This is a genomic window from Brevundimonas sp. TWP2-3-4b1 (genome assembly GCF_049897665.1).
Taxonomy (GTDB): domain Bacteria; phylum Pseudomonadota; class Alphaproteobacteria; order Caulobacterales; family Caulobacteraceae; genus Brevundimonas; species Brevundimonas subvibrioides_B.
In genome coordinates, this window is sequence record NZ_JAFCWQ010000006.1 from 106,189 (window position 1) to 123,251 (window position 17,063).

The window sequence follows — 17,063 nt, forward strand, 5'->3', positions numbered from 1 at the left end:
GGCACGGGCGGCTAATCCCGCCCGCTTGCACTGAGACTATCGGAGGGCCGGATGGCCATCGACGCAGAGACGGTGAGGAAGGTCGCGCACCTCGCCCGCATCAAGACCCCCGACGACCGGCTGGAGCCGCTGGCCGGGGAATTGAACGGCATCATGGCCTGGATCGACCAGCTCAACGAGGTCGACGTGGTCGGCGTGGAGCCGATGACCTCGAACGTCGCCCAGCCGCTGCGCCTGCGCGACGACGTCGTCACCGACGGCGCCAGGGTCGAGGCGGTCCTGTCTAATGCGCCGCAATCTGCGGACGGCTTCTACGTCGTGCCCAAGGTGGTCGAATAGTCATGAGCGACCTCACGAAACTGACCCTCAAGGCCGCCGTCGACGGGCTGAAGTCGAAGGCCTTCTCGTCCGAAGAGATCACCCGCGCCTTCATCTCGAACATCGAGGCCGCCAACCCGACCCTGAACGCCTATGTCGTGGTCACCGCCGACAAGGCAATCGACATGGCGAAGGCCTCCGACGCCCGTATCGCGGCCGGAACGGCCGGCGCCTTGGAAGGCGCGCCGCTGGGGATCAAGGACCTGTTCTGCACCAACGGCGTCCAGACGACCGCCGGCTCCAACATGCTGCGCGGCTTCGTGCCGCCGTATGAGTCCACCGTCACCGCCAACCTGTGGCGCGACGGCGCGGTCATGCTGGGCAAGCTCAACATGGACGAGTTCGCCATGGGCTCGTCGAACGAGACCTCGGCCTTCGGTCCGGTCGTGAACCCCTGGAAGTCGAAGAAATCCAACGTCGACCTGACGCCGGGCGGGAGCTCGGGCGGGTCCGCCTCGGCCGTTGCCGCCGACCTCTGCCTGGCCGCCACGGCCTCGGACACCGGCGGTTCGATCCGCCAGCCCGCCGCCTTCACCGGCACGGTCGGGATCAAGCCCACCTACGGCCGCGCCAGCCGGTTCGGCATGGTCGCCTTCGCCTCGTCGCTGGATCAGGCCGGGCCGATCACGAAGACGGTCGAGGACGCCGCCCTGATGCTGCAGTCGATGTGCAGCTTCGACGTCAAGGATTCGACCAGCCTCGACATCCCGACGCCCGACTGGTCCGCCTCGGTCGGCAGGTCGGTCAAGGGGCTGCGCATCGGCGTGCCGCGCGAATACGTCGTCGACGGCATGCCCGCAGAGATCCAGGCCCTGTGGGACCAGGGCGTAGCCTGGCTGCGCGACGCGGGCTGCGAGATCGTCGACATCTCCCTGCCGCACACCAGATACGCCCTGCCGACCTACTATATCGTCGCCCCGGCCGAGGCCTCCTCGAACCTGGCCCGCTACGACGGCATGCGGTTCGGCCACCGGGCGGAGAAGGCGACCAGCCTGACCGACCTGTACGAGACCAGCCGCGCCGAGGGCTTCGGCGCCGAGGTCAAGCGCCGTCTGATCATCGGGGCCTATGTGCTGTCGGCCGGATTCTACGACGCCTACTACGTCCGCGCCCTGAAGGTCCGCCGCCGCATCGCCGAGGACTTCGACAAGGTCTGGGGCCAGGTCGACGCCATCCTGACGCCCTCGACGCCATCGGCCGCCTTCGCCATCGGCGACAAGCAGATCGACCCTGTGACGATGTATCTGAACGACGTCTTCACGGTGACGGCCAACCTCGCCGGCCTGCCGGGGATTTCGGTGCCGGCGGGCGTGGATTCCAATGGCCTGCCGCTGGGTCTGCAGGTGATCGGCAAGGCGCTGGATGAGGCGACCGTGCTTCAGGTCGGCGCAGCGCTGGAACAGGCGGCCGGCGGCGTGGGGCGGGCGGAGCGCTGGTGGTGATTTCTTCCCTCTCCCCTTGCGGGAGAGGGAGCCCGCGCACGGCGGCGTAGCCGTCGTCCTTGCGCGGTAGGGTGAGGGATCACACCGGCGGCTGGAATGGCCGGATCAAACGCTGACCGTCGACGTCAGCGTGACCCCTCATCCGACCTCGCTTCGCTCGGCCACCTTCTCCCGCAAGGGGAGAAGGGATTTCCCCTCCCCTCGCAATCCACCACGGTGAACGCTACATCCGCTCCACGTCATTGTGAGAGCCTGTCCATGTCCGATCCCGTCGTCATCGTCGCCTTCGCCCGCACGCCCATGGGCGGCTTCCAGGGGGCGTTCAACGGCGTGAAGGCGACCGAGCTGGGCGCCACGGCGGTCAGGGCGGCGGTCGAGCGGGCGGGCGTCGATCCGGCAAAGATCGAGCAGATCTATATGGGCTGCGTCCTGCCGGCGGGCCTGGGCCAGGCCCCGGCGCGCCAGGCGGCCATCGGCGCCGGCCTCGGCCAGCATGTCGAGGCGACGACGGTCAACAAGATGTGCGGCTCGGGCCTGCAGGCCGTGATGATGGCCAGTGACGCCCTCCACGCCGGTTCGGCCGACGTCATCGTTGCGGGCGGCATGGAGTCGATGACCGGCGCCCCCTACCTGATGAACAAGCACCGCAGCGGCGCTCGCATCGGCCACGATGTGATCGTCGACAGTATGTATATGGACGGGCTCGAGGACGCCTACACGCCCGGCAAGCTGATGGGGAATTTCGCCGAGGACTCGGCCCGGACCTACCAGTTCACGCGCGAGCAGCAGGACGCCTACGCCCTTGAAAGCCTGAGCCGCGCCTTGAAGGCCATCGAGAGCGGCGCCTTCAAGGCCGAGATCACCCCGGTCGAGGTCGCGGGGCGCAAGGGGACCGTCACGGTCACCGAGGACGAACAGCCCGGCAAGGCCATGCCCGAGAAGATTCCGACCCTGAAGCCCGCCTTCTCGAAGGACGGCACGATCACCGCCGCCAACGCCTCGTCGATCAGTGACGGCGCCGCCGCCCTGGTCATGACGCGCGAGAGCGTGGCCAAGGCGATGAACCTGCCCATCTTGGCCCGCATCGTCTCCCATGCCGCCCACGCCCACGAGCCGGGCCTGTTCACCACCGCTCCGGTCCCGGCCATGCAGAAGGCGCTGAAGAAGGCCGGCTGGTCGGTCGAGGACGTCGACCTGTGGGAGATCAACGAGGCCTTCGCCGTCGTCCCCATGATCGCCATGCAGGAGATGGGCATTGAACACAGCAAGCTGAACGTGAACGGCGGCGCCACGGCCCTGGGCCACCCCATCGGCGCCTCGGGCGCGCGCGTCCTGACCACCCTGATCTCAGCGCTGCAGAACCGGGGCAAGTCGAAGGGCATGGCGTCCCTGTGCATCGGGGGCGGCGAGGCCGTAGCGGTCGCGGTCGAGCTGGCCTGATGATCGATCTCAGCCGCCGTTCCCTCCTCGGCGCGGCGGCTGTCACCGCAGCAGCAGCGGCGGGCGCCGCCCGGGCGCAGACCATCGCCCCGGCCGATCCCACCGAAGTTGTCCACCTGTGGCCGAACGGCGCGCCGGGCGGAGAGACTGTCACCGTCACGCCGATCGTGCCGGAGCGCTCGACCGATCCGGCCTTCCACGACCGCTTCGCCCAGTACACCACCGACCCGATCCTGACCGTCATGCGCCCGCAGCGACCGAACGGCGCCGCACTGCTGCTGATCCCCGGCGGCGGCTACCGCTGGGCGGTCGTGGACAAGGAGGGGATGGACTGCGCCCGCGTGTTCGCGGCGGCCGGGATCACCTGTTTCGTCCTGCGCTATCGCCTGCCCGCCGACGGCTGGGCCGCCGGTCCGAACGCGCCGTTGCAGGACGCCCAGCGGGCCTTGCGACTGATCCGCGCCCATGCCGCCGTCTATGGCGTCGATCCGGCCCGCATCGCCAGTCTGGGCGCCTCCGCAGGCGGTCACCTTGCCGGCCTGCTCGCCGCCCGTCACGACGCGACCTACGAGGCGATCGATGCTGCGGACAATGTCTCTCACCGCCCCGACCTGAACTTCCTGCTCTATCCGGTCGCGACCATGGCTGATCCGTTCGTTCATGCCGGATCGCGTGAACACCTGCTGGGCCTGTCGCCGACGCAGGAACAGATCGCACAGTGGTCACTGGACAGGCTGGACTGGACTGGTGTCGGTCCCACCGTCCTGATCCACGCCCTCGATGACGCCAGCGTGCCGCCGGAAAACAGCCTTCAGCTCCTGACCGCGCTCCGTGCCGCCCATGTCGTCAGTGAGGCCCATCTGTTTCAGGAAGGCGGCCACGGCTTCGGCATCCGCCTGATCGCCGGAAAGCCCGCCGCCGTCTGGCCCGAGCTTGTCCTGGCGTTCGGCGGCAGGAACGGCTGGCTCAGCGCGTAAACACGCGGACGACAGGTTTCCGAGGCGCGGGCGCGGGCCGTCGCCTCGCCTCCCGCATCAGGCGGATCAAGTCATCCGGGCCTGTCGACAGAACGATCACCGGGCGCCTCCTCGTTGCGAACCATTCGCAAGATTGCCTGGTCTTTCGCATCGTGGCAAGCCGGTTTCCGGCAGCTTTTTCATCGGATCACAACAATGCGAAGCGACGGAAAACTCGACTATCTGGAACTGCCCTCGACCGGGTTGCCTGAAACCAAGACCTTCTATGAGGCGGCCTTCGGCTGGACCTTCCAGGACTACGGCCCGACCTACGCCGCGTTCGACCAGGGTCTGGACGGCGGTTTCGACGCCGATGCGGACCGACCGAAGGCGCCCCTGCCCGTCCTTTACGCCGCCGACCTGCCGGCCATGTTGGCCAGGGTCGAGGCGGCGGGCGGGACGATCCTGAAACCCATCTTCGACTTTCCCGGCGGTCAACGCTTCCACTTCCGCGACCCGTCCGGCAACGATCTGGCGGTCTGGTCCGAGGGCGGATGAAGACCTGCGGCGACTGCGGTCTGTGTTGCAAGATCATGGGCGTCAGCGCCCTTGAGAAGCCCGCGGGCCGCTGGTGCCGCCATTTCGGCAAGACGACCGGCTGCGCCATCTACGACGACCGGCCGAACGACTGCCGGGTGTTCAACTGCCTGTGGCTGCTGACCGAGGCGCTGGACGAGAACTGGAAACCGACCACGGCCGGCTTCGTCCTGCACTCGGAACTGGGTGGGGCGCGGCTGATCGTCGAATGCGACGCCGCCCGCCCCCATGACTGGCGGCGCGAGCCCTATCAGACACAGCTACGTCGTTGGGCCGCCGCCGAGGGTCAGGAGGTGCTGATCTTCGCCGGCAAACGCGGCGTCCGGCTGGGCGTCACGGACACGCCCGTCAGACGCGCCTAGAGCGTTCGGCGGTCAAAGGGACGCAAAGGGCACCGCAACTCACCCGTCGAACGCCCTAGCGGACGTCCACCGACTGACCGATCCGCTCCGCCAGGGTCCGGTCGGCGCCGTCCACGCTGGTGATCCATACGTGGACCTCCCGTGGCGCAGACGTGCGGGAGAATAGATGCTCCAGCGCCACGCGCCGCCCGTCCTCCGTCGCCACGACCGAGGCGCGAGCCCCGGCCTCGACCATCTCGCCGCTGTAGATCGGGAACTGTGACGCGGGTCCGGCATAGACCATGACCAGCGGCTGCTGACCCCGCCTGATGGTCCAGATGTTGAAGTTCGGCCCGGGCCGACCGGTCGTGATGGTGAAGCCGGCCGGCAGGTCGATGGTGAACGGCAGGGCGCGGATGGCCGGCGCGTCCAGCACCGTCATCGGCGGCAGAGGCGGCTCGGCGGGGGCCGTGACCACCAGCGCCGGGGCCGGGGCCGGGGCCGGGGCCGTCGCCGCCGGCGGGGCCGGTCGGGGCGCCGGAGTCATGACGGGCGTCGTGGCCGCGGTCGGCGCGGCTGGGGTTGTCCGAGGCGCAACAGTGGTCGGAGCGGGCGTGGGAGCCATAGCTCGGGGCGTCATGACCGGCGCACGAGCAGGAGCGGCAGTCGTCGGCTCAGGTGTCGCCAGAGGCTGGGTCCGGGGCGGATTGGCCACCCCCGGCGGGGTGATCGGCGCGGCCCTCGGCGGGGCGGTCACGGGCGCCGAGGGAATCGGGGCGATCCGTCCGGGCAGCGGGGGCCTGAAGACGGGCGGCGGCAGGATCGCCGTCGGGGCTGGCGATACGGTCGCCGGGCGCGGAGCCGGCATGGCTGCGGCGGGGGGCGCCGCGTTCAGGCTGCGGGTCAGGGCGCTGCCGGTGGAGGGCGCGGCCTGGGTCTGGGCGATCAGGAGGGCGGCGAGGACGAGGATATGCGACATGGCCGCGACCATCGCCTCTCAGCCCATGAACGGCAAGCTTCTCAGCGCATAGGCGACGACGGCGACCGTGGCCGATCCGGCGACGCAGAGGCCCGCGAACCAGGCCAGCTTCTTCCACAGCGGGCCGGCGTCTTCACCGGCCTCGGGTGGGGGAACGGGCTCAATGATGATAACCAGCCTCCTCGTCGATCTTGCCCCGGAATACCCAGTAGACCCACGCCGTGTAGGCCAGGATCAGCGGCAGGATCGCCGCGGTCCCCACCAGCATCAGCCCCAGCGCATTGTCGGGCGCCGCCGCCTGCCGGAAGTTCAGGGCATAGGGCACGATATAGGGGGCGAACCCGACCGCCAGCCCCAGATAGCCGGACAGGAAGACCAGGACCGCCCCGACGAACGGCCAGCGATGCGACCCCTTGCGGCTCATCACGAACACGATGCCCAGACCGATCAGGCCGAGCAGCGGGATCGGCAAGAGCGGCAAGAGCCTCGCCAGCTCCAGCGCGAACCCGTCGTGCAGATTGAAGCCCCAGCGCTCGGCGACCCGCGGATGGATCAGCAGGGTCGCCACGCTGACCGCCGCCAGCAACCCGGTCACGATCAGGGCCGAAATGCCGGTCCAGCGCTTCGCATCGCCGTGCAGATTGTCCCTGGTCTTCATCATCAGCCAGGCCCCGCCCAGCAGGGCGTAACCGGCCACCAGCCCCGCCGCGACCAGCAGGGTGTAGGGCGTCAGCCAGTCGAACTGGCCGCCGGCGAACCGGTCGTCGCGCACCGTCACCCCCTGGATGAAGCCGCCCAGCACCAGACCCTGGGCCACTGCGGTCAGGATCGACCCGCCGGAGAACATCTGGGTCCAGAATTTGCGGCCCCTGTTGCGCGCCCGGAAGCGGAACTCGAACGCCACGCCTCTCAGGATCAGTCCCGCCAGCATCAGCAGGATCGGCAGATACAGCGCCGGCATCAGCACCGAATAGGCCAGGGGGAAGGCCGCCAGCAGCCCCCCTCCTCCCAGCACCAGCCAGGTCTCGTTGCCGTCCCAGACCGGGGCGATGGTGTTCATCATCACGTCCCGCTCGCCCGGGGACTTCGCGAACGGGAACAGGATGCCGATCCCCAGGTCGAAGCCGTCAAGCGTCACGTACAGCAGGACGGAGACGGCGATCAGGCCAGCCCAGATCAGTTGCAGGTCGAGGTTCATTTCGGGTCTCCCGGCACGCCCTCGGGTCGGCCCGGGGTCGTGTCCTCGGGCGCCTTTGCGAGCGGCGTGCCCGGCGATCTCTGCCCGCTCGGCGACGGCTCCGTGACGGCGGCGACCGGCCCCTCGGCCATCAGCCTCAGGATGAAGATGGCCCCGGCGGTGAAGACGACGGAGTAGACCAGGACATAGGCGATCAGCGAGGTCGCCACCTGGCTGGCGATCACCGGTGAGACCGCGTCGCGCGTCTTCAGCACGCCATAGACGACCCAGGGCTGGCGTCCGACCTCGGTGACCATCCAGCCGGCCAGGACGGCGATGAAGCCGGCCGGCCCCATCAGGACGGCGAAACGCAGGAACAGCGGACTGTCGAAGATCTTCTTGCGCCAGATCAGCACCGCGCCCCAGGCGCCGAGCCCGATCATCAGGAGGCCCAGGCCGACCATGATGCGGAAGCCGAAGAAGGGGATGAAGGGCGGCGGCTGATCCTCGCGCGCCCAGCTGTCCAGCCCCTTGATCACCTCGTCCTTCGGCACGCCCTGGATCAGGTTGCCGACGCCCGGGATGGAGACCTCGAAATGGTTCTTCTGCGCGTCACGGTCGGGAATGCCGAACAGGTGCAACGGCTGGTCGGCCCGGGTCTCCCAGTATCCCTCGATGGCGGCCGTCTTGGACGGCTGGTATTTGTGCGCGACCTCACCCGAGGCGTGGCCGACGACGAGTTGCAGCGGGGCCAGAACGGCGATCAGCCCCACCGCCATGACCAGGGAGATGCGGCTTTCGCTCCAGCCCTCGATCTTCACGCCCGCGGCGCGGTCCTTGAGCAGCCGCCAGGCCGAGACGCCGCCGACCACGAGTCCCGTCGTCAGGAAGGCGGCCAGCAGCATGTGCGCCAGTCGCGTCGGGAAGCTGGCGTTGAAGATGACCTGCATGTAGTCGGTCGCCTCGAACCGGCCGTCGGCCATGATCTGGAACCCCTGCGGCGTCTGCATCCAGCTGTTGGCCGACAGGATCCAGAAGGCCGAAATCGTGGTGCCGACGGCCACAAGAACGGTGGAGGCGAAGTGCAGCTTCGGCCCCACCTTCTTCCAGCCGAACAGCATGACGCCCAGGAAGGACGCTTCTAGGAAGAAGGCCGTCAGCACTTCATAGGCCAGCAGGGGCCCGATCACCCCGCCGGTCAGGCGGATGAACTCACTCCAGTTGGTGCCGAACTGGTAGCTCAGCACCACGCCTGACACGACGCCCATGCCGAAGCTGAGCGCGAAGATCTTGACCCAGAACAGATAGAGAACCTTGAAGGCCTCGCGCTTGGTCCACAGCCACAGCCCTTCAAGCACCGCGAGATAGGCCGCCAGCCCGATGGTGAAGGCCGGGAACAGGATGTGAAAGGCGATGGTGAAGGCGAACTGAAGTCGTGACAGCAGTAGGGCGTCGAGGTCCACGGTGTGTTCCTGGTGACAACGCGATGGAGGCGGAGTGCGCCCTCTCATCGGCAGTGTCCACAAGCGCGAACGGCGCGCGACAGTCGGTCGCGTTATTTCATTAATCAGTGAATACTGACGTCAGGCGGCGGGCAGTTCGATCCAGAAAGTGGCGCCCTCGCCCGCAACGGACACGACGCCGATCGACCCGCCCTGCAGCTCGACCAGCCGCTTGGCCAGGGCCAGGCCGATGCCGTGCCCCTCGATTGCCGATCGCTCCAGGCCCAGTCGGTTGAAGGGTTCGAACAACTGGGCCTGTTTGTCGGGCGACAGGCCTGGGCCCTTGTCGCTGACCTCGATGCGGACGCCGTCATAGATCCGCTTGGCCCGGAACAGGACCTCGCCGCCCGCCGCGCCGTATTTCACGGCATTGGTCGCCAGGTTGTCGATCACCTGGGCCAGGCGCTGGGAATCGGCCAGGGCCACCAGCCCGTCGCCCTCGCAGATGACCTTGAGGGACAGCATCCGGGCTTCCGGGCGCATCGCCGTGGTGCGTCGAACGTCTTCCAGGATGCCGGGGATGTCGGTCGGGCGCATCTCGACCTTGACGGCCCCGGACTCGGCGCGGGCGACGTCGAGCAGGTCGTGCGACAGAGCCTCGACCTGGCGGGCTGTCTTGACCAGCATGGCGGCCATCTCGGCCTGGGTCTCGGTGATGGGCCCGAGCTGCCCTGTCGACCACAGGTCGCCGATGCCGATGATGCCGCCGATGGGGCTCTTGATTTCGTGGGCCACGTTGGCGAGCAGGCGCGACTTGGCGGCCGAGGCCTTTTCGGCACGAAGCTGCCCCGCCCTGGCCCGCGCCGAAAGGCGGTCGTGTTCTTCCAGCAGGGAGGCGACCAGCAGGATCGGCAGATAGCCGAACAGGAGCGTCAGCTGCAGCAGCACGGCGCGTTTGGACAGATCACCGATCACCAGATGCCAGGGTCCGGCGCCCATCATCAGTGAGGCCAGAGACAGCACGGAGATGACCACAAGGGCGGCGGTCACCCCTATGACCCTCAGGCGGGCCGCGATGACGATGAGCACGGGCACCATGACGAAGCCCAGCGGCATGTCGACCACGAAATAGACGGTCACGCAGATGACGATTAGCAGGCCGAATGTCAGCACCGTCTCGGCCGCGCGCCACGGGTTGAACATCGCCCGGACGGCCCGCATGTCGAGCGCCAGGAAGAACGATCCGATCACCGCCAGGCCCAGGGCATGGCCGAACCACCAGGTCTGGAAGGTCGGCAGAAACGGCGCCCCCCGGGTCAGCAACAGGAAGATCCCGGCGGCCAGTCCGGCGACGGCGGGCGCGACCCCTGCGGTGCACAGGATGAACCGGCACGCGCCTGCCACTGTGGCCAGGTTAAGGGTGGGGGCGAACCGCCGGGCCAGCCACACGGCCAGCACGATTTCCAGCATGTTGAGCGCCGTAAAACCGACGGACAGGATCGGGCCGTTGCCGGCAAGGAACTCACCGGCGAGGACCCCGAAGGCGATCAGCCCGCCGAAGGCCAGATCATAGCCGAACCCCCGGCCGCTTCTCAGCCAGACGGCGACGGCCAGGCCGTTGGCCGCCCAGAGCGCCGCGATCATGTCGGCCGTGCGGGCCGTGGAGATCGCCGCAAAGACCAGGACGGCGACACCCAGAACCGTGAGCATCGGCGCCAGGGGCTGGGCGAACAGCCCGGCAGCCGTGGACGTGCGCCCCGGACGCGCGGCTGCGGCGACAGGCTCCAGGGCGTCCGTATCGGTCGCGGTCATCGCGCGGCTTTGAAGCATACAGTGTAACTCTGGGTGGGCAGACGAGGCCCAGCCTTAACCAGAGCTTCCTAATATCCCCTGAAGTTAGACGTTTTCCGACAGAAGCTGCGAAAACCGGCGCACCGCCTCGACCGGTCCCGCAGGGTGGGCCCAGACGCCGGCGCTGACCGCCAGGAAGTCGGCGCCCGCGGCGACCAGCGGCGCGGCGTTGTCGACGGTGATGCCGCCGATGGCCACCGACGGGACTTCCATCGTCTCGTGCCAGATCGTCAGCACGTCGAGGTCAGGCCGATGCACAGTCTCCTTGGTCGAGGTCGGATAGAAGGCGCCGAAAGCCACGTAGTCGGCCCCCTGCTCCGCAGCCTCCATGCCCAGGTGCCGGCTGTCGTGGCAGGTCGCGCCGATCATCGCCGACTTGCCCATGATACGCCTCGCCGAGGCCACCGAGGCGTCGCCTTGCCCCACATGGACGCCGTCGCAGCCCAGCGCCGACGCCAGGTCCGGCCGGTCGTTCAGGATTACGGCCACGCCACGACTCTGCGCGACAGGCGCGAGTCGGCGCACCGCCGCGGTGATCGCTTCGTCGCCCGCCGGCTTGATCCGTATCTGCAAGGCGGCGACCGGTCCCGCATCCAGGGCCGCCTCCAGCCGGGCGGCGAAGACCTCCAGGTCGTCGATGACGGGCGGGGTGATCAGATAGAGCTGGCAGGCGGGCGCGGACATGGGCCGCAGGTGCGACGCCCGGAGCCTGTCGTCAACCACCTCTCCTGCCGATCGAATTGCGAACGCGTTGCAATCGCCTGAAGACCTGCTATAGCGAACCAATCGCAACTGACGCTCCGAGGCAGCCCGCTTTGTACGTGTGTAACTGTAACGGCTTGAGACAGCGCGACGTGGCGCGCGCGATCGAGGCCGGGGCCACCCGCCCGCGCGAGGTTTTCCAGCGCAATCAATGCGAAGCGCAGTGCGCCAAATGCGTCTGCGAAATGCGCCAGATGATCTCGGAAACCCGCGAATCCTGGGCCCTCGCCGCCGAGTAGGTTCGCAGGCCTGCGGACCAAAATCATTCGCAATATCAATGTTCCGATAAGCATTCGCAACTGAACACAGGCGTTTTCCTGTGCTATGCCCTCGACATGAACGGCTCCGACGGGGCCGCCCGCAGAGCAAGGACGAGACGGCCATGAAGGGCGATCCCGCGATCATCCGCACCCTCAACGCGGTGCTGACCAACGAGCTGACGGCGGTCAACCAGTACTTCCTGCACGCCCGCATGTTCGAAAGCTGGGGCCTGAAGCATCTCGGCCAGATCATCTATGACGAGTCGATCGGCGAGATGAAACACGCCGACATGCTGATCAAACGGGTGTTGTTCCTCGACGGCCTGCCCAACATGCAGGACCTGCACAAACTGAAGATCGGCGAGACCGCCGTCGAATGCCTCGGCGCCGACCTGCAGCTGGAACTCGGCGGGCGCGAGACGGTGATGGCCGGCGTGGCCCAGTGCGAGGCCGCCCGCGACTTTGTCAGCCGCGACATCCTGATGCGCATTCTCAACGACACCGAGGAGCACATCGACTTCCTCGAGGCCCAGTTCAAGCTGATCGAACAGTTGGGCGAGCAGAACTATCTGCAATCGGCCATGACCGAGATCGCTCCGGACAAGTCCGCCACCGGCAACTGATCCTACAGCACCTCGCGGCGGCTCAGATGGGCGACCGCGAGGGCCAGGACGACGAGGCCCAGACCGCATCCGAGGGCGAGCGCGGTGTTCACGCGCCAACTCTCCGTCGCCAGCATGTTGACCGGCATCTGCCAGGGGAAGAATACGCCCTGCTTCGCCGACGTCGCCACGACCGAAAAGCAGGTCCCGCCGATCCCGACCACGAGCGCCGGCACGAAGCTGGCGAAGCGCAGCGCTGTCCATAGCTGGATGGCGACCATCAGGATGGCGGCGAGGAAGACCTTGCCCATGGTCGCGGCGTATCGGCCCAGCTCGAACGGTCCCGTGGGCGTCAGGTCCGGCTTGATCGTCGCGGCCAGCATGACCGCGCCCCAAGTCAGGATCAGGGTCAGGACGCTCATGATCGCGACCACGGCCAGGACCATCACCGCCTTGGCCGCATAGAGACGCCAGCGCGGCAGGGGCAGGCTGCGCAGATGATCCCACGACTTCGGGCCGTGCTCCATATGGGCCACGAGGGCCGTCAGGGCGGTCACGCTCATCGGCAGCATGAAGTAGGACCATATGCCGATCGAACTGAGCATCCACATCTCCCAGGGCTGGGCCGCTTTCCCGCGCAGCAGCATGAAGAAGCCGAAGACGGCGATCAGCGACGGGGCGGCGACCGCCAGCACGGCGGCCAGCGACCGGTTCAGCTTGCGAATTTCGACGGACAGGACGGCGAGCATCAGACGGCCTCCGGTTGGCGTGCGGCCGCATCTCGCGGCGCGGTGACGTTGCGGTAGGTGCCCTCCAGCGAAGGGCTGCGCGGGCCAATGGCGAAGACCCTGACCCCCGCATGGACCAGGTCGCTGTTTACGGCCGCGGTCGCCGCGTCATGGTCCGCCCCGGGCCTCAGCCGCGCGACCAGACCGGCCGCGTCCGACGTCAGGGTCAGGTAGTGGCCCTTCAGCACCCCCCTCGCCCGGTCCGGATCGTCGACGCGCAGGCCGATCTCCGGCGCCAGGTCCGCCTTCAGCGCCGCGAGTTCGCCCTCGAGCACCAGCCGCCCGTCGTGCACGATACCGATATGGGTCGCTGTCTGCTCGATCTCGCCCAGCAGGTGGCTGGACAAAAGCACTGTCGCACCCGTGCGATCCGGCAGGCTCCTGAGGAAGCGTCGCATGTCGGCGATACCGTCGGGATCAAGCCCGTTCGTCGGCTCGTCCAGAATCAGTACCGGCGGGGCGCCCAGCATGGCCCCCGCAAGGGCCAGCCTTTGCCGCATCCCCAGCGAGTAGTCCGAGACCCGCCGTCGCCCGTTGTCGGTCATGTCGACGACCTCCAGCACCCGGTCGATCTCCGTCGCCGGCAGGCCGAGCAGCACACGCGTCAGGTCCATGTTCTCCCTGCCCGTCAGATTGGCATAGAAGCCGTGGGCCTCCAGCAGCGCCCCGACTTTCCGCGCCGCAACGATCCGGTCCCGGCCCACATCGACCCCGCAGATCTGCGCCGATCCGGCGGTCGGCTTCAGCAGGCCCAGCAGCATCTTCAGCGTCGTGGTCTTGCCCGCCCCGTTGCGGCCCAGGAAGCCATAGACGGCCCGCTCCGGCACGGTCATCGACACAGCGTCGACCGCCAGATGCTTGCCGAACCGCCGGGTGAGCCCCTCGGTCTTGATCGCCGCCGCCATCCGTCCGCCCCGTTTCATTTAAGTCCGATATAAAGTTGCGAAGGCCGCATCTTTAAGTCAAGATTAAAGATGATACAGGAATTCTTCGACGCCATGACCACCCACGACCTCACCCGTTTCCGCCGCCTCTGTGGCCAGTTTCGCTGGCTCGCCATCTTCATGGTGTGCAGCGTGGGCGCGCTGCTTGCCCTCATGCACATCGTGGCGCCGGCCATTTTGACGGCCCGCGGCGACACCCGAATCGACCCTGGCATCTGGCTGGAAAAGGCCGTCTGGGCCACACCGACCCTGTTCTATCTCTTCGCCGTCTGGTCGATCGGTTCGGCCCTGGGCCAGCTCGCCAAAGGCCGTCTCATCCAGCCGGTTCTGGGCAGAGCGTTGCGACACGTCGGAATCGCCCTGGGCCTCGGCGGGCTGCTGAGCGTCTTCGGCATCACCAACATTTCGCGCCTGATCGGCGGCGAGCAGGGCAGTTTCGCCTATTTCGACGTCGCCGGCATGACCCTGGGCATGATCGGCGGCGCCCTGTTCCTGCTGGGTCGGGTGGTGGATCAGGCCGACCGCATCCAGTCCGAGCTGGACGGGATGATCTGATGCCGGTCCGCGTCACCCTGGACCGGCTGATCGTCGCGCGCGGGATCAAGGCCCGCGATCTGGCGGTCGAGGTCGGTCTCAGCGAGACCCAGCTGTCCCTGTTCCGCTCCGGCAAGGTGAAGGGCATCCGCTTCTCGACCCTGGCCCGCATCTGCGCCGCCCTGAACTGTCGGCCCGGCGACCTGCTGGACTACGACCACGACCCGGCCGACCTGGCGCGCGCCGACGAAGAGCGTATCTGAGCCGGAACCGCTCCGCCCGACGACCATTTCTCCTCCGCTGGAGGAGCGAGGCCATGACTGAAATTGAAGAGACCATCGACGACGTGCGCGAGGCCGCCGCCGGGTTCCTCAATGCAGATGGACGCAGCGCCGGCCACGTCGCCCTCGGCATCGCGGCGACGGTCGGTTTCGCCTTGCTGGCCACGGCGCTGGCGAGCGGCGCGATTAAGCCGCCCCGGCGCACGGCGGCCCAACGGCGTGACGGCGACGCCCCCGTGGCCGAGCGCCCTCGCGGCGCCTTCAGCCTGATCCTGCCCGCCGTCTTCTCGGCGACCACCCTGTCCGCGGTGCGGGTCTGGAACGCTCCGTCCAACGCGACCCGGACCAGCGCCTTGGTCCTGTGGGCCGGGGCCCAGACCATCAACGCCCTGTGGATCGCCCTGCGACCGGCCAGCCGGGGGATGCAGATCGCTGCGGCCATGACCTCCGCCGGCCTCGCCGCCGCCTTCGCCCACGAGGCCCGCAAGCTGGACCCGACCGCCGGCAAGCTGGCCAATCCCACCGCGCGCGGCGTCGCCTTCGTCAACGCCATGGACCGCAAGGCCGAGGCCCGGCAGGCGACCGTGCACTGACCTTGCCCTGACGACCCGCCTCCTATAGGGATCGCGCCCGATTTCGCGCAGCCGCTGGCAGCGCCTCAACCCCAGTGATTCCCATGGCGAAAATCAACGGCAACACCATCAAGCCGGGCATGGTCCTGCAACACAACAACGGCCTGTGGGTTGTCACCAAGGCCAGCCACGTCAAGCCTGGCAAGGGCGGCGCCTTCGCCAACGTCGAGGCCAAGAACCTCGAGACCGGCAACAAGCTGAACGAACGCTTCCGCTCGGAAGACAAGGTCGAGCGCGTCACGCTCGAGCAGAAAGGCTTCTCCTTCCTGTACGAACAGGGCGACGCGCTCGTCTTCATGGACGACGCCACCTACGAACAGATCGAACTGCAGAAGACTTGGGTCGGCGAGGATTCGATCCCCTACCTCCAGGACGGCATGAAGGTCGTCATCGAGATGCACGACGACCGTCCGATCGGGCTCAACCTGCCCGACCAGGTGACCGTCACCGTCGCCGAAACCGAGCCGACCGTGAAGGGTCAGACTGCCTCGTCGTCCTACAAGCCCGCCATGGCGGACAACGGCGTGCGCATCATGATCCCGCCCTATATGTCGGCCGGCGAACGCATCATCGTCGACACCACGACCGGCGAATACGTCCGCCGCGCCGAATAGGCTGACGCACCACCGACGACCGGAGGCGCATGTCGCGCCCCTGTGAACTTCTCCGTCTGTCCGGGCGCCACTCCATCGAGTGTGGGGGCCTTTTCAGGGCAGGCGGACCAGGAGATTCCCCATGGCCCTCGCCTCCGCCCTCGTTTCCGTGATCATCGACGCCGTTCGCAAGACGGCCCGGCCCATGCTGCGCGACTTCGGCGAGGTCGCCCAGCTGCAGGTCTCGCGCAAGGGTCCCGGCGACTTCGTCACCGCCGCCGACATCAAGGCCGAGGACACTCTCTACGAGCTGCTGATGAAGGCCCGCCCCGGCTACGGCTTCCTGGGCGAGGAGCGCGGCATGATCGAGGGCACCGACAAGTCCCACACCTGGGTGGTCGATCCAATCGACGGCACGACCAACTTCATGCACGCCATGCCCCACTTCGCCATCACCGTGGGCCTGCAGCGCTATGCGCCGGACGGGTCGTCGGAAATCGTCGCCGGCGTCACCTACAACCCGATCATGAACGAGCTGTTCTGGGCCGAGAAGGGCAAGGGCTGCTATCTGAACGACCAGCGCATCCGTGTCTCCGGCCGTCGCGACCTGTCTGAATCGCTGATCGCCACAGGTCTGCCCTTCATCGGCAAGACCGGCCACGCCCAGTCGATCAAGGACATCCACGCCGTCGGCCAGCGCGTCGCCGGCATCCGTCGTCTGGGTTCTGCGGCTCTGGACTTCGCCTGGGTCGCCTGCGGTCGCTTCGACGCCTACTACGAGCGCAATCTGAAGCCCTGGGACGTGGCGGCCGGCATCCTGTTCGTCACCGAGGCCGGCGGCCAGGTCACAACCATCGACAACGACGGCGACCCGAAGACCGGCGTGTCCATCCTGGCGTCCAACCCGGAACTGCACCCACGGCTGCGCAAGGTGCTTCAGACCTCCTAGAGCCTGATCGTTTGAGACGGAAGCGCTTCGCGCTTCTGTCGAAAGCGTGAATCAGGCTCTCGCTCATATCTGGAGCAGGATTCACGGCATCTGCGGAATCGCGAAGCGATTCCTC

The 17,063-nt window shown here is 67.7% G+C and carries 20 protein-coding genes; 13 read left to right on the plus strand and 7 right to left on the minus strand.

Annotation, left to right across the window (positions count from 1 at the left end; all coding sequences use genetic code 11):
- Positions 1 to 51: 51 nt before the first annotated feature.
- The 6 genes from gatC to ACP7A5_RS06805 all read left to right on the plus strand — a co-directional run bounded on the left by gatC (position 52) and on the right by ACP7A5_RS06805 (position 5,175).
- Positions 52 to 339 (plus strand): Asp-tRNA(Asn)/Glu-tRNA(Gln) amidotransferase subunit GatC, encoded by a 288-nt coding sequence (gene gatC, locus ACP7A5_RS06780; protein WP_426041199.1) that lies wholly within the window; start codon positions 52 to 54, stop codon positions 337 to 339.
- Between the two features lie 2 nt (positions 340 to 341).
- Complete coding sequence (gatA, locus tag ACP7A5_RS06785; RefSeq protein WP_426041200.1) at positions 342 to 1,820, plus strand: Asp-tRNA(Asn)/Glu-tRNA(Gln) amidotransferase subunit GatA; 1,479 nt, start codon at positions 342 to 344, stop codon at positions 1,818 to 1,820.
- A 252-nt stretch (positions 1,821 to 2,072) separates the two neighbouring features.
- Positions 2,073 to 3,260 carry a thiolase family protein gene (locus ACP7A5_RS06790; RefSeq protein WP_426041256.1) on the plus strand — a complete coding sequence of 396 codons (1,188 nt, stop codon included), beginning with the start codon at positions 2,073 to 2,075 and terminating at the stop codon, positions 3,258 to 3,260.
- Entirely contained in the window at positions 3,260 to 4,237 is a 978-nt protein-coding gene (locus ACP7A5_RS06795; protein ID WP_426041201.1) for an alpha/beta hydrolase, read from the plus strand. The genes ACP7A5_RS06790 and ACP7A5_RS06795 overlap by 1 nt, the downstream gene beginning before the upstream one ends.
- 195 nt (positions 4,238 to 4,432) lie before the next feature.
- On the plus strand, positions 4,433 to 4,774 hold the full coding sequence (locus ACP7A5_RS06800) for a VOC family protein (protein ID WP_426041202.1): 342 nt from the start codon (positions 4,433 to 4,435) through the stop codon (positions 4,772 to 4,774).
- Positions 4,771 to 5,175, plus strand: a complete 405-nt coding sequence (locus ACP7A5_RS06805) for a YkgJ family cysteine cluster protein (RefSeq protein WP_426041203.1) — start codon at positions 4,771 to 4,773, stop codon at positions 5,173 to 5,175. The genes ACP7A5_RS06800 and ACP7A5_RS06805 overlap by 4 nt, the downstream gene beginning before the upstream one ends.
- Positions 5,176 to 5,230: 55 nt before the next feature.
- Here the strand turns inward: ACP7A5_RS06805 and ACP7A5_RS06810 are convergent, their stop codons facing one another.
- The 5 genes from ACP7A5_RS06810 to thiE form a co-directional block, all read right to left on the minus strand.
- Positions 5,231 to 6,133, minus strand: coding sequence for a hypothetical protein (locus ACP7A5_RS06810; protein WP_426041204.1), 903 nt, complete (start codon positions 6,131 to 6,133; stop codon positions 5,231 to 5,233).
- A gap of 160 nt (positions 6,134 to 6,293) precedes the next feature.
- Positions 6,294 to 7,331 (minus strand): cytochrome d ubiquinol oxidase subunit II, encoded by a 1,038-nt coding sequence (gene cydB / locus ACP7A5_RS06815; protein ID WP_426041205.1) that lies wholly within the window; start codon positions 7,329 to 7,331, stop codon positions 6,294 to 6,296.
- A complete protein-coding gene (locus ACP7A5_RS06820) occupies positions 7,328 to 8,773 on the minus strand; it encodes a cytochrome ubiquinol oxidase subunit I (RefSeq protein WP_426041206.1) in 1,446 nt (481 codons plus the stop codon). The genes cydB and ACP7A5_RS06820 overlap by 4 nt, the downstream gene beginning before the upstream one ends.
- Positions 8,774 to 8,893: 120 nt before the next feature.
- Entirely contained in the window at positions 8,894 to 10,564 is a 1,671-nt protein-coding gene (locus tag ACP7A5_RS06825) for an ATP-binding protein (protein WP_426041207.1), read from the minus strand.
- Positions 10,565 to 10,648: 84 nt separating this feature from the next.
- Positions 10,649 to 11,287 carry a thiamine phosphate synthase gene (thiE, locus tag ACP7A5_RS06830; protein WP_426041208.1) on the minus strand — a complete coding sequence of 213 codons (639 nt, stop codon included), beginning with the start codon at positions 11,285 to 11,287 and terminating at the stop codon, positions 10,649 to 10,651.
- A 131-nt stretch (positions 11,288 to 11,418) separates the two neighbouring features.
- Between thiE and ACP7A5_RS06835 the strand changes: the two genes are divergently transcribed.
- Both ACP7A5_RS06835 and bfr read left to right on the plus strand, forming a co-directional pair.
- Entirely contained in the window at positions 11,419 to 11,604 is a 186-nt protein-coding gene (locus ACP7A5_RS06835; protein WP_426041209.1) for a (2Fe-2S)-binding protein, read from the plus strand.
- A 143-nt stretch (positions 11,605 to 11,747) separates the two neighbouring features.
- The gene (bfr, locus tag ACP7A5_RS06840) at positions 11,748 to 12,248 is read left to right on the plus strand and encodes a bacterioferritin (RefSeq protein ID WP_426041210.1); all 501 of its coding nucleotides are present in this window, start codon (positions 11,748 to 11,750) and stop codon (positions 12,246 to 12,248) included.
- Between the two features lie 2 nt (positions 12,249 to 12,250).
- Here bfr and ACP7A5_RS06845 read toward each other — a convergent pair whose 3' ends face one another.
- Together ACP7A5_RS06845 and ACP7A5_RS06850 are read right to left on the minus strand one after the other, a co-directional pair.
- The gene (locus ACP7A5_RS06845) at positions 12,251 to 12,976 is read right to left on the minus strand and encodes an ABC transporter permease (protein ID WP_426041211.1); all 726 of its coding nucleotides are present in this window, start codon (positions 12,974 to 12,976) and stop codon (positions 12,251 to 12,253) included.
- A complete protein-coding gene (locus ACP7A5_RS06850) occupies positions 12,976 to 13,920 on the minus strand; it encodes an ABC transporter ATP-binding protein (protein WP_426041257.1) in 945 nt (314 codons plus the stop codon). Before ACP7A5_RS06850 ends, ACP7A5_RS06845 begins: the two co-directional genes overlap by 1 nt.
- Before the next feature lie 69 nt (positions 13,921 to 13,989).
- Between ACP7A5_RS06850 and ACP7A5_RS06855 the strand changes: the two genes are divergently transcribed.
- From ACP7A5_RS06855 to ACP7A5_RS06875, 5 genes are all read left to right on the plus strand, one after another.
- On the plus strand, positions 13,990 to 14,514 hold the full coding sequence (locus ACP7A5_RS06855; protein WP_426041212.1) for a DUF2975 domain-containing protein: 525 nt from the start codon (positions 13,990 to 13,992) through the stop codon (positions 14,512 to 14,514).
- Complete coding sequence (locus ACP7A5_RS06860; RefSeq protein ID WP_426041213.1) at positions 14,514 to 14,756, plus strand: helix-turn-helix domain-containing protein; 243 nt, start codon at positions 14,514 to 14,516, stop codon at positions 14,754 to 14,756. Before ACP7A5_RS06855 ends, ACP7A5_RS06860 begins: the two co-directional genes overlap by 1 nt.
- Before the next feature lie 53 nt (positions 14,757 to 14,809).
- A complete protein-coding gene (locus ACP7A5_RS06865) occupies positions 14,810 to 15,367 on the plus strand; it encodes a tryptophan-rich sensory protein (protein WP_426041214.1) in 558 nt (185 codons plus the stop codon).
- A gap of 83 nt (positions 15,368 to 15,450) precedes the next feature.
- Entirely contained in the window at positions 15,451 to 16,020 is a 570-nt protein-coding gene (gene efp, locus ACP7A5_RS06870; protein WP_426035305.1) for an elongation factor P, read from the plus strand.
- Positions 16,021 to 16,141: 121 nt separating this feature from the next.
- Positions 16,142 to 16,948 (plus strand): inositol monophosphatase family protein, encoded by an 807-nt coding sequence (locus ACP7A5_RS06875; protein ID WP_426041215.1) that lies wholly within the window; start codon positions 16,142 to 16,144, stop codon positions 16,946 to 16,948.
- Positions 16,949 to 17,063 lie beyond the last annotated feature (115 nt).

Coding starts and splice junctions, on each gene's coding strand:
- ACP7A5_RS06875 (WP_426041215.1), top strand. CDS start 16,142: ATGGCCCTCGCCTCCGCCCTCGTTTCCGTGATCATCGACGCCGTTCGC.
- ACP7A5_RS06855 (WP_426041212.1), top strand. CDS start 13,990: ATGATACAGGAATTCTTCGACGCCATGACCACCCACGACCTCACCCGT.
- cydB (WP_426041205.1), bottom strand. CDS start 7,331: ATGAACCTCGACCTGCAACTGATCTGGGCTGGCCTGATCGCCGTCTCC.
- ACP7A5_RS06845 (WP_426041211.1), bottom strand. CDS start 12,976: ATGCTCGCCGTCCTGTCCGTCGAAATTCGCAAGCTGAACCGGTCGCTG.
- ACP7A5_RS06850 (WP_426041257.1), bottom strand. CDS start 13,920: ATGGCGGCGGCGATCAAGACCGAGGGGCTCACCCGGCGGTTCGGCAAG.
- ACP7A5_RS06805 (WP_426041203.1), top strand. CDS start 4,771: ATGAAGACCTGCGGCGACTGCGGTCTGTGTTGCAAGATCATGGGCGTC.
- ACP7A5_RS06795 (WP_426041201.1), top strand. CDS start 3,260: ATGATCGATCTCAGCCGCCGTTCCCTCCTCGGCGCGGCGGCTGTCACC.
- bfr (WP_426041210.1), top strand. CDS start 11,748: ATGAAGGGCGATCCCGCGATCATCCGCACCCTCAACGCGGTGCTGACC.
- gatC (WP_426041199.1), top strand. CDS start 52: ATGGCCATCGACGCAGAGACGGTGAGGAAGGTCGCGCACCTCGCCCGC.
- gatA (WP_426041200.1), top strand. CDS start 342: ATGAGCGACCTCACGAAACTGACCCTCAAGGCCGCCGTCGACGGGCTG.
- ACP7A5_RS06860 (WP_426041213.1), top strand. CDS start 14,514: ATGCCGGTCCGCGTCACCCTGGACCGGCTGATCGTCGCGCGCGGGATC.
- ACP7A5_RS06825 (WP_426041207.1), bottom strand. CDS start 10,564: ATGACCGCGACCGATACGGACGCCCTGGAGCCTGTCGCCGCAGCCGCG.
- efp (WP_426035305.1), top strand. CDS start 15,451: ATGGCGAAAATCAACGGCAACACCATCAAGCCGGGCATGGTCCTGCAA.
- thiE (WP_426041208.1), bottom strand. CDS start 11,287: ATGTCCGCGCCCGCCTGCCAGCTCTATCTGATCACCCCGCCCGTCATC.
- ACP7A5_RS06800 (WP_426041202.1), top strand. CDS start 4,433: ATGCGAAGCGACGGAAAACTCGACTATCTGGAACTGCCCTCGACCGGG.
- ACP7A5_RS06810 (WP_426041204.1), bottom strand. CDS start 6,133: ATGTCGCATATCCTCGTCCTCGCCGCCCTCCTGATCGCCCAGACCCAG.
- ACP7A5_RS06865 (WP_426041214.1), top strand. CDS start 14,810: ATGACTGAAATTGAAGAGACCATCGACGACGTGCGCGAGGCCGCCGCC.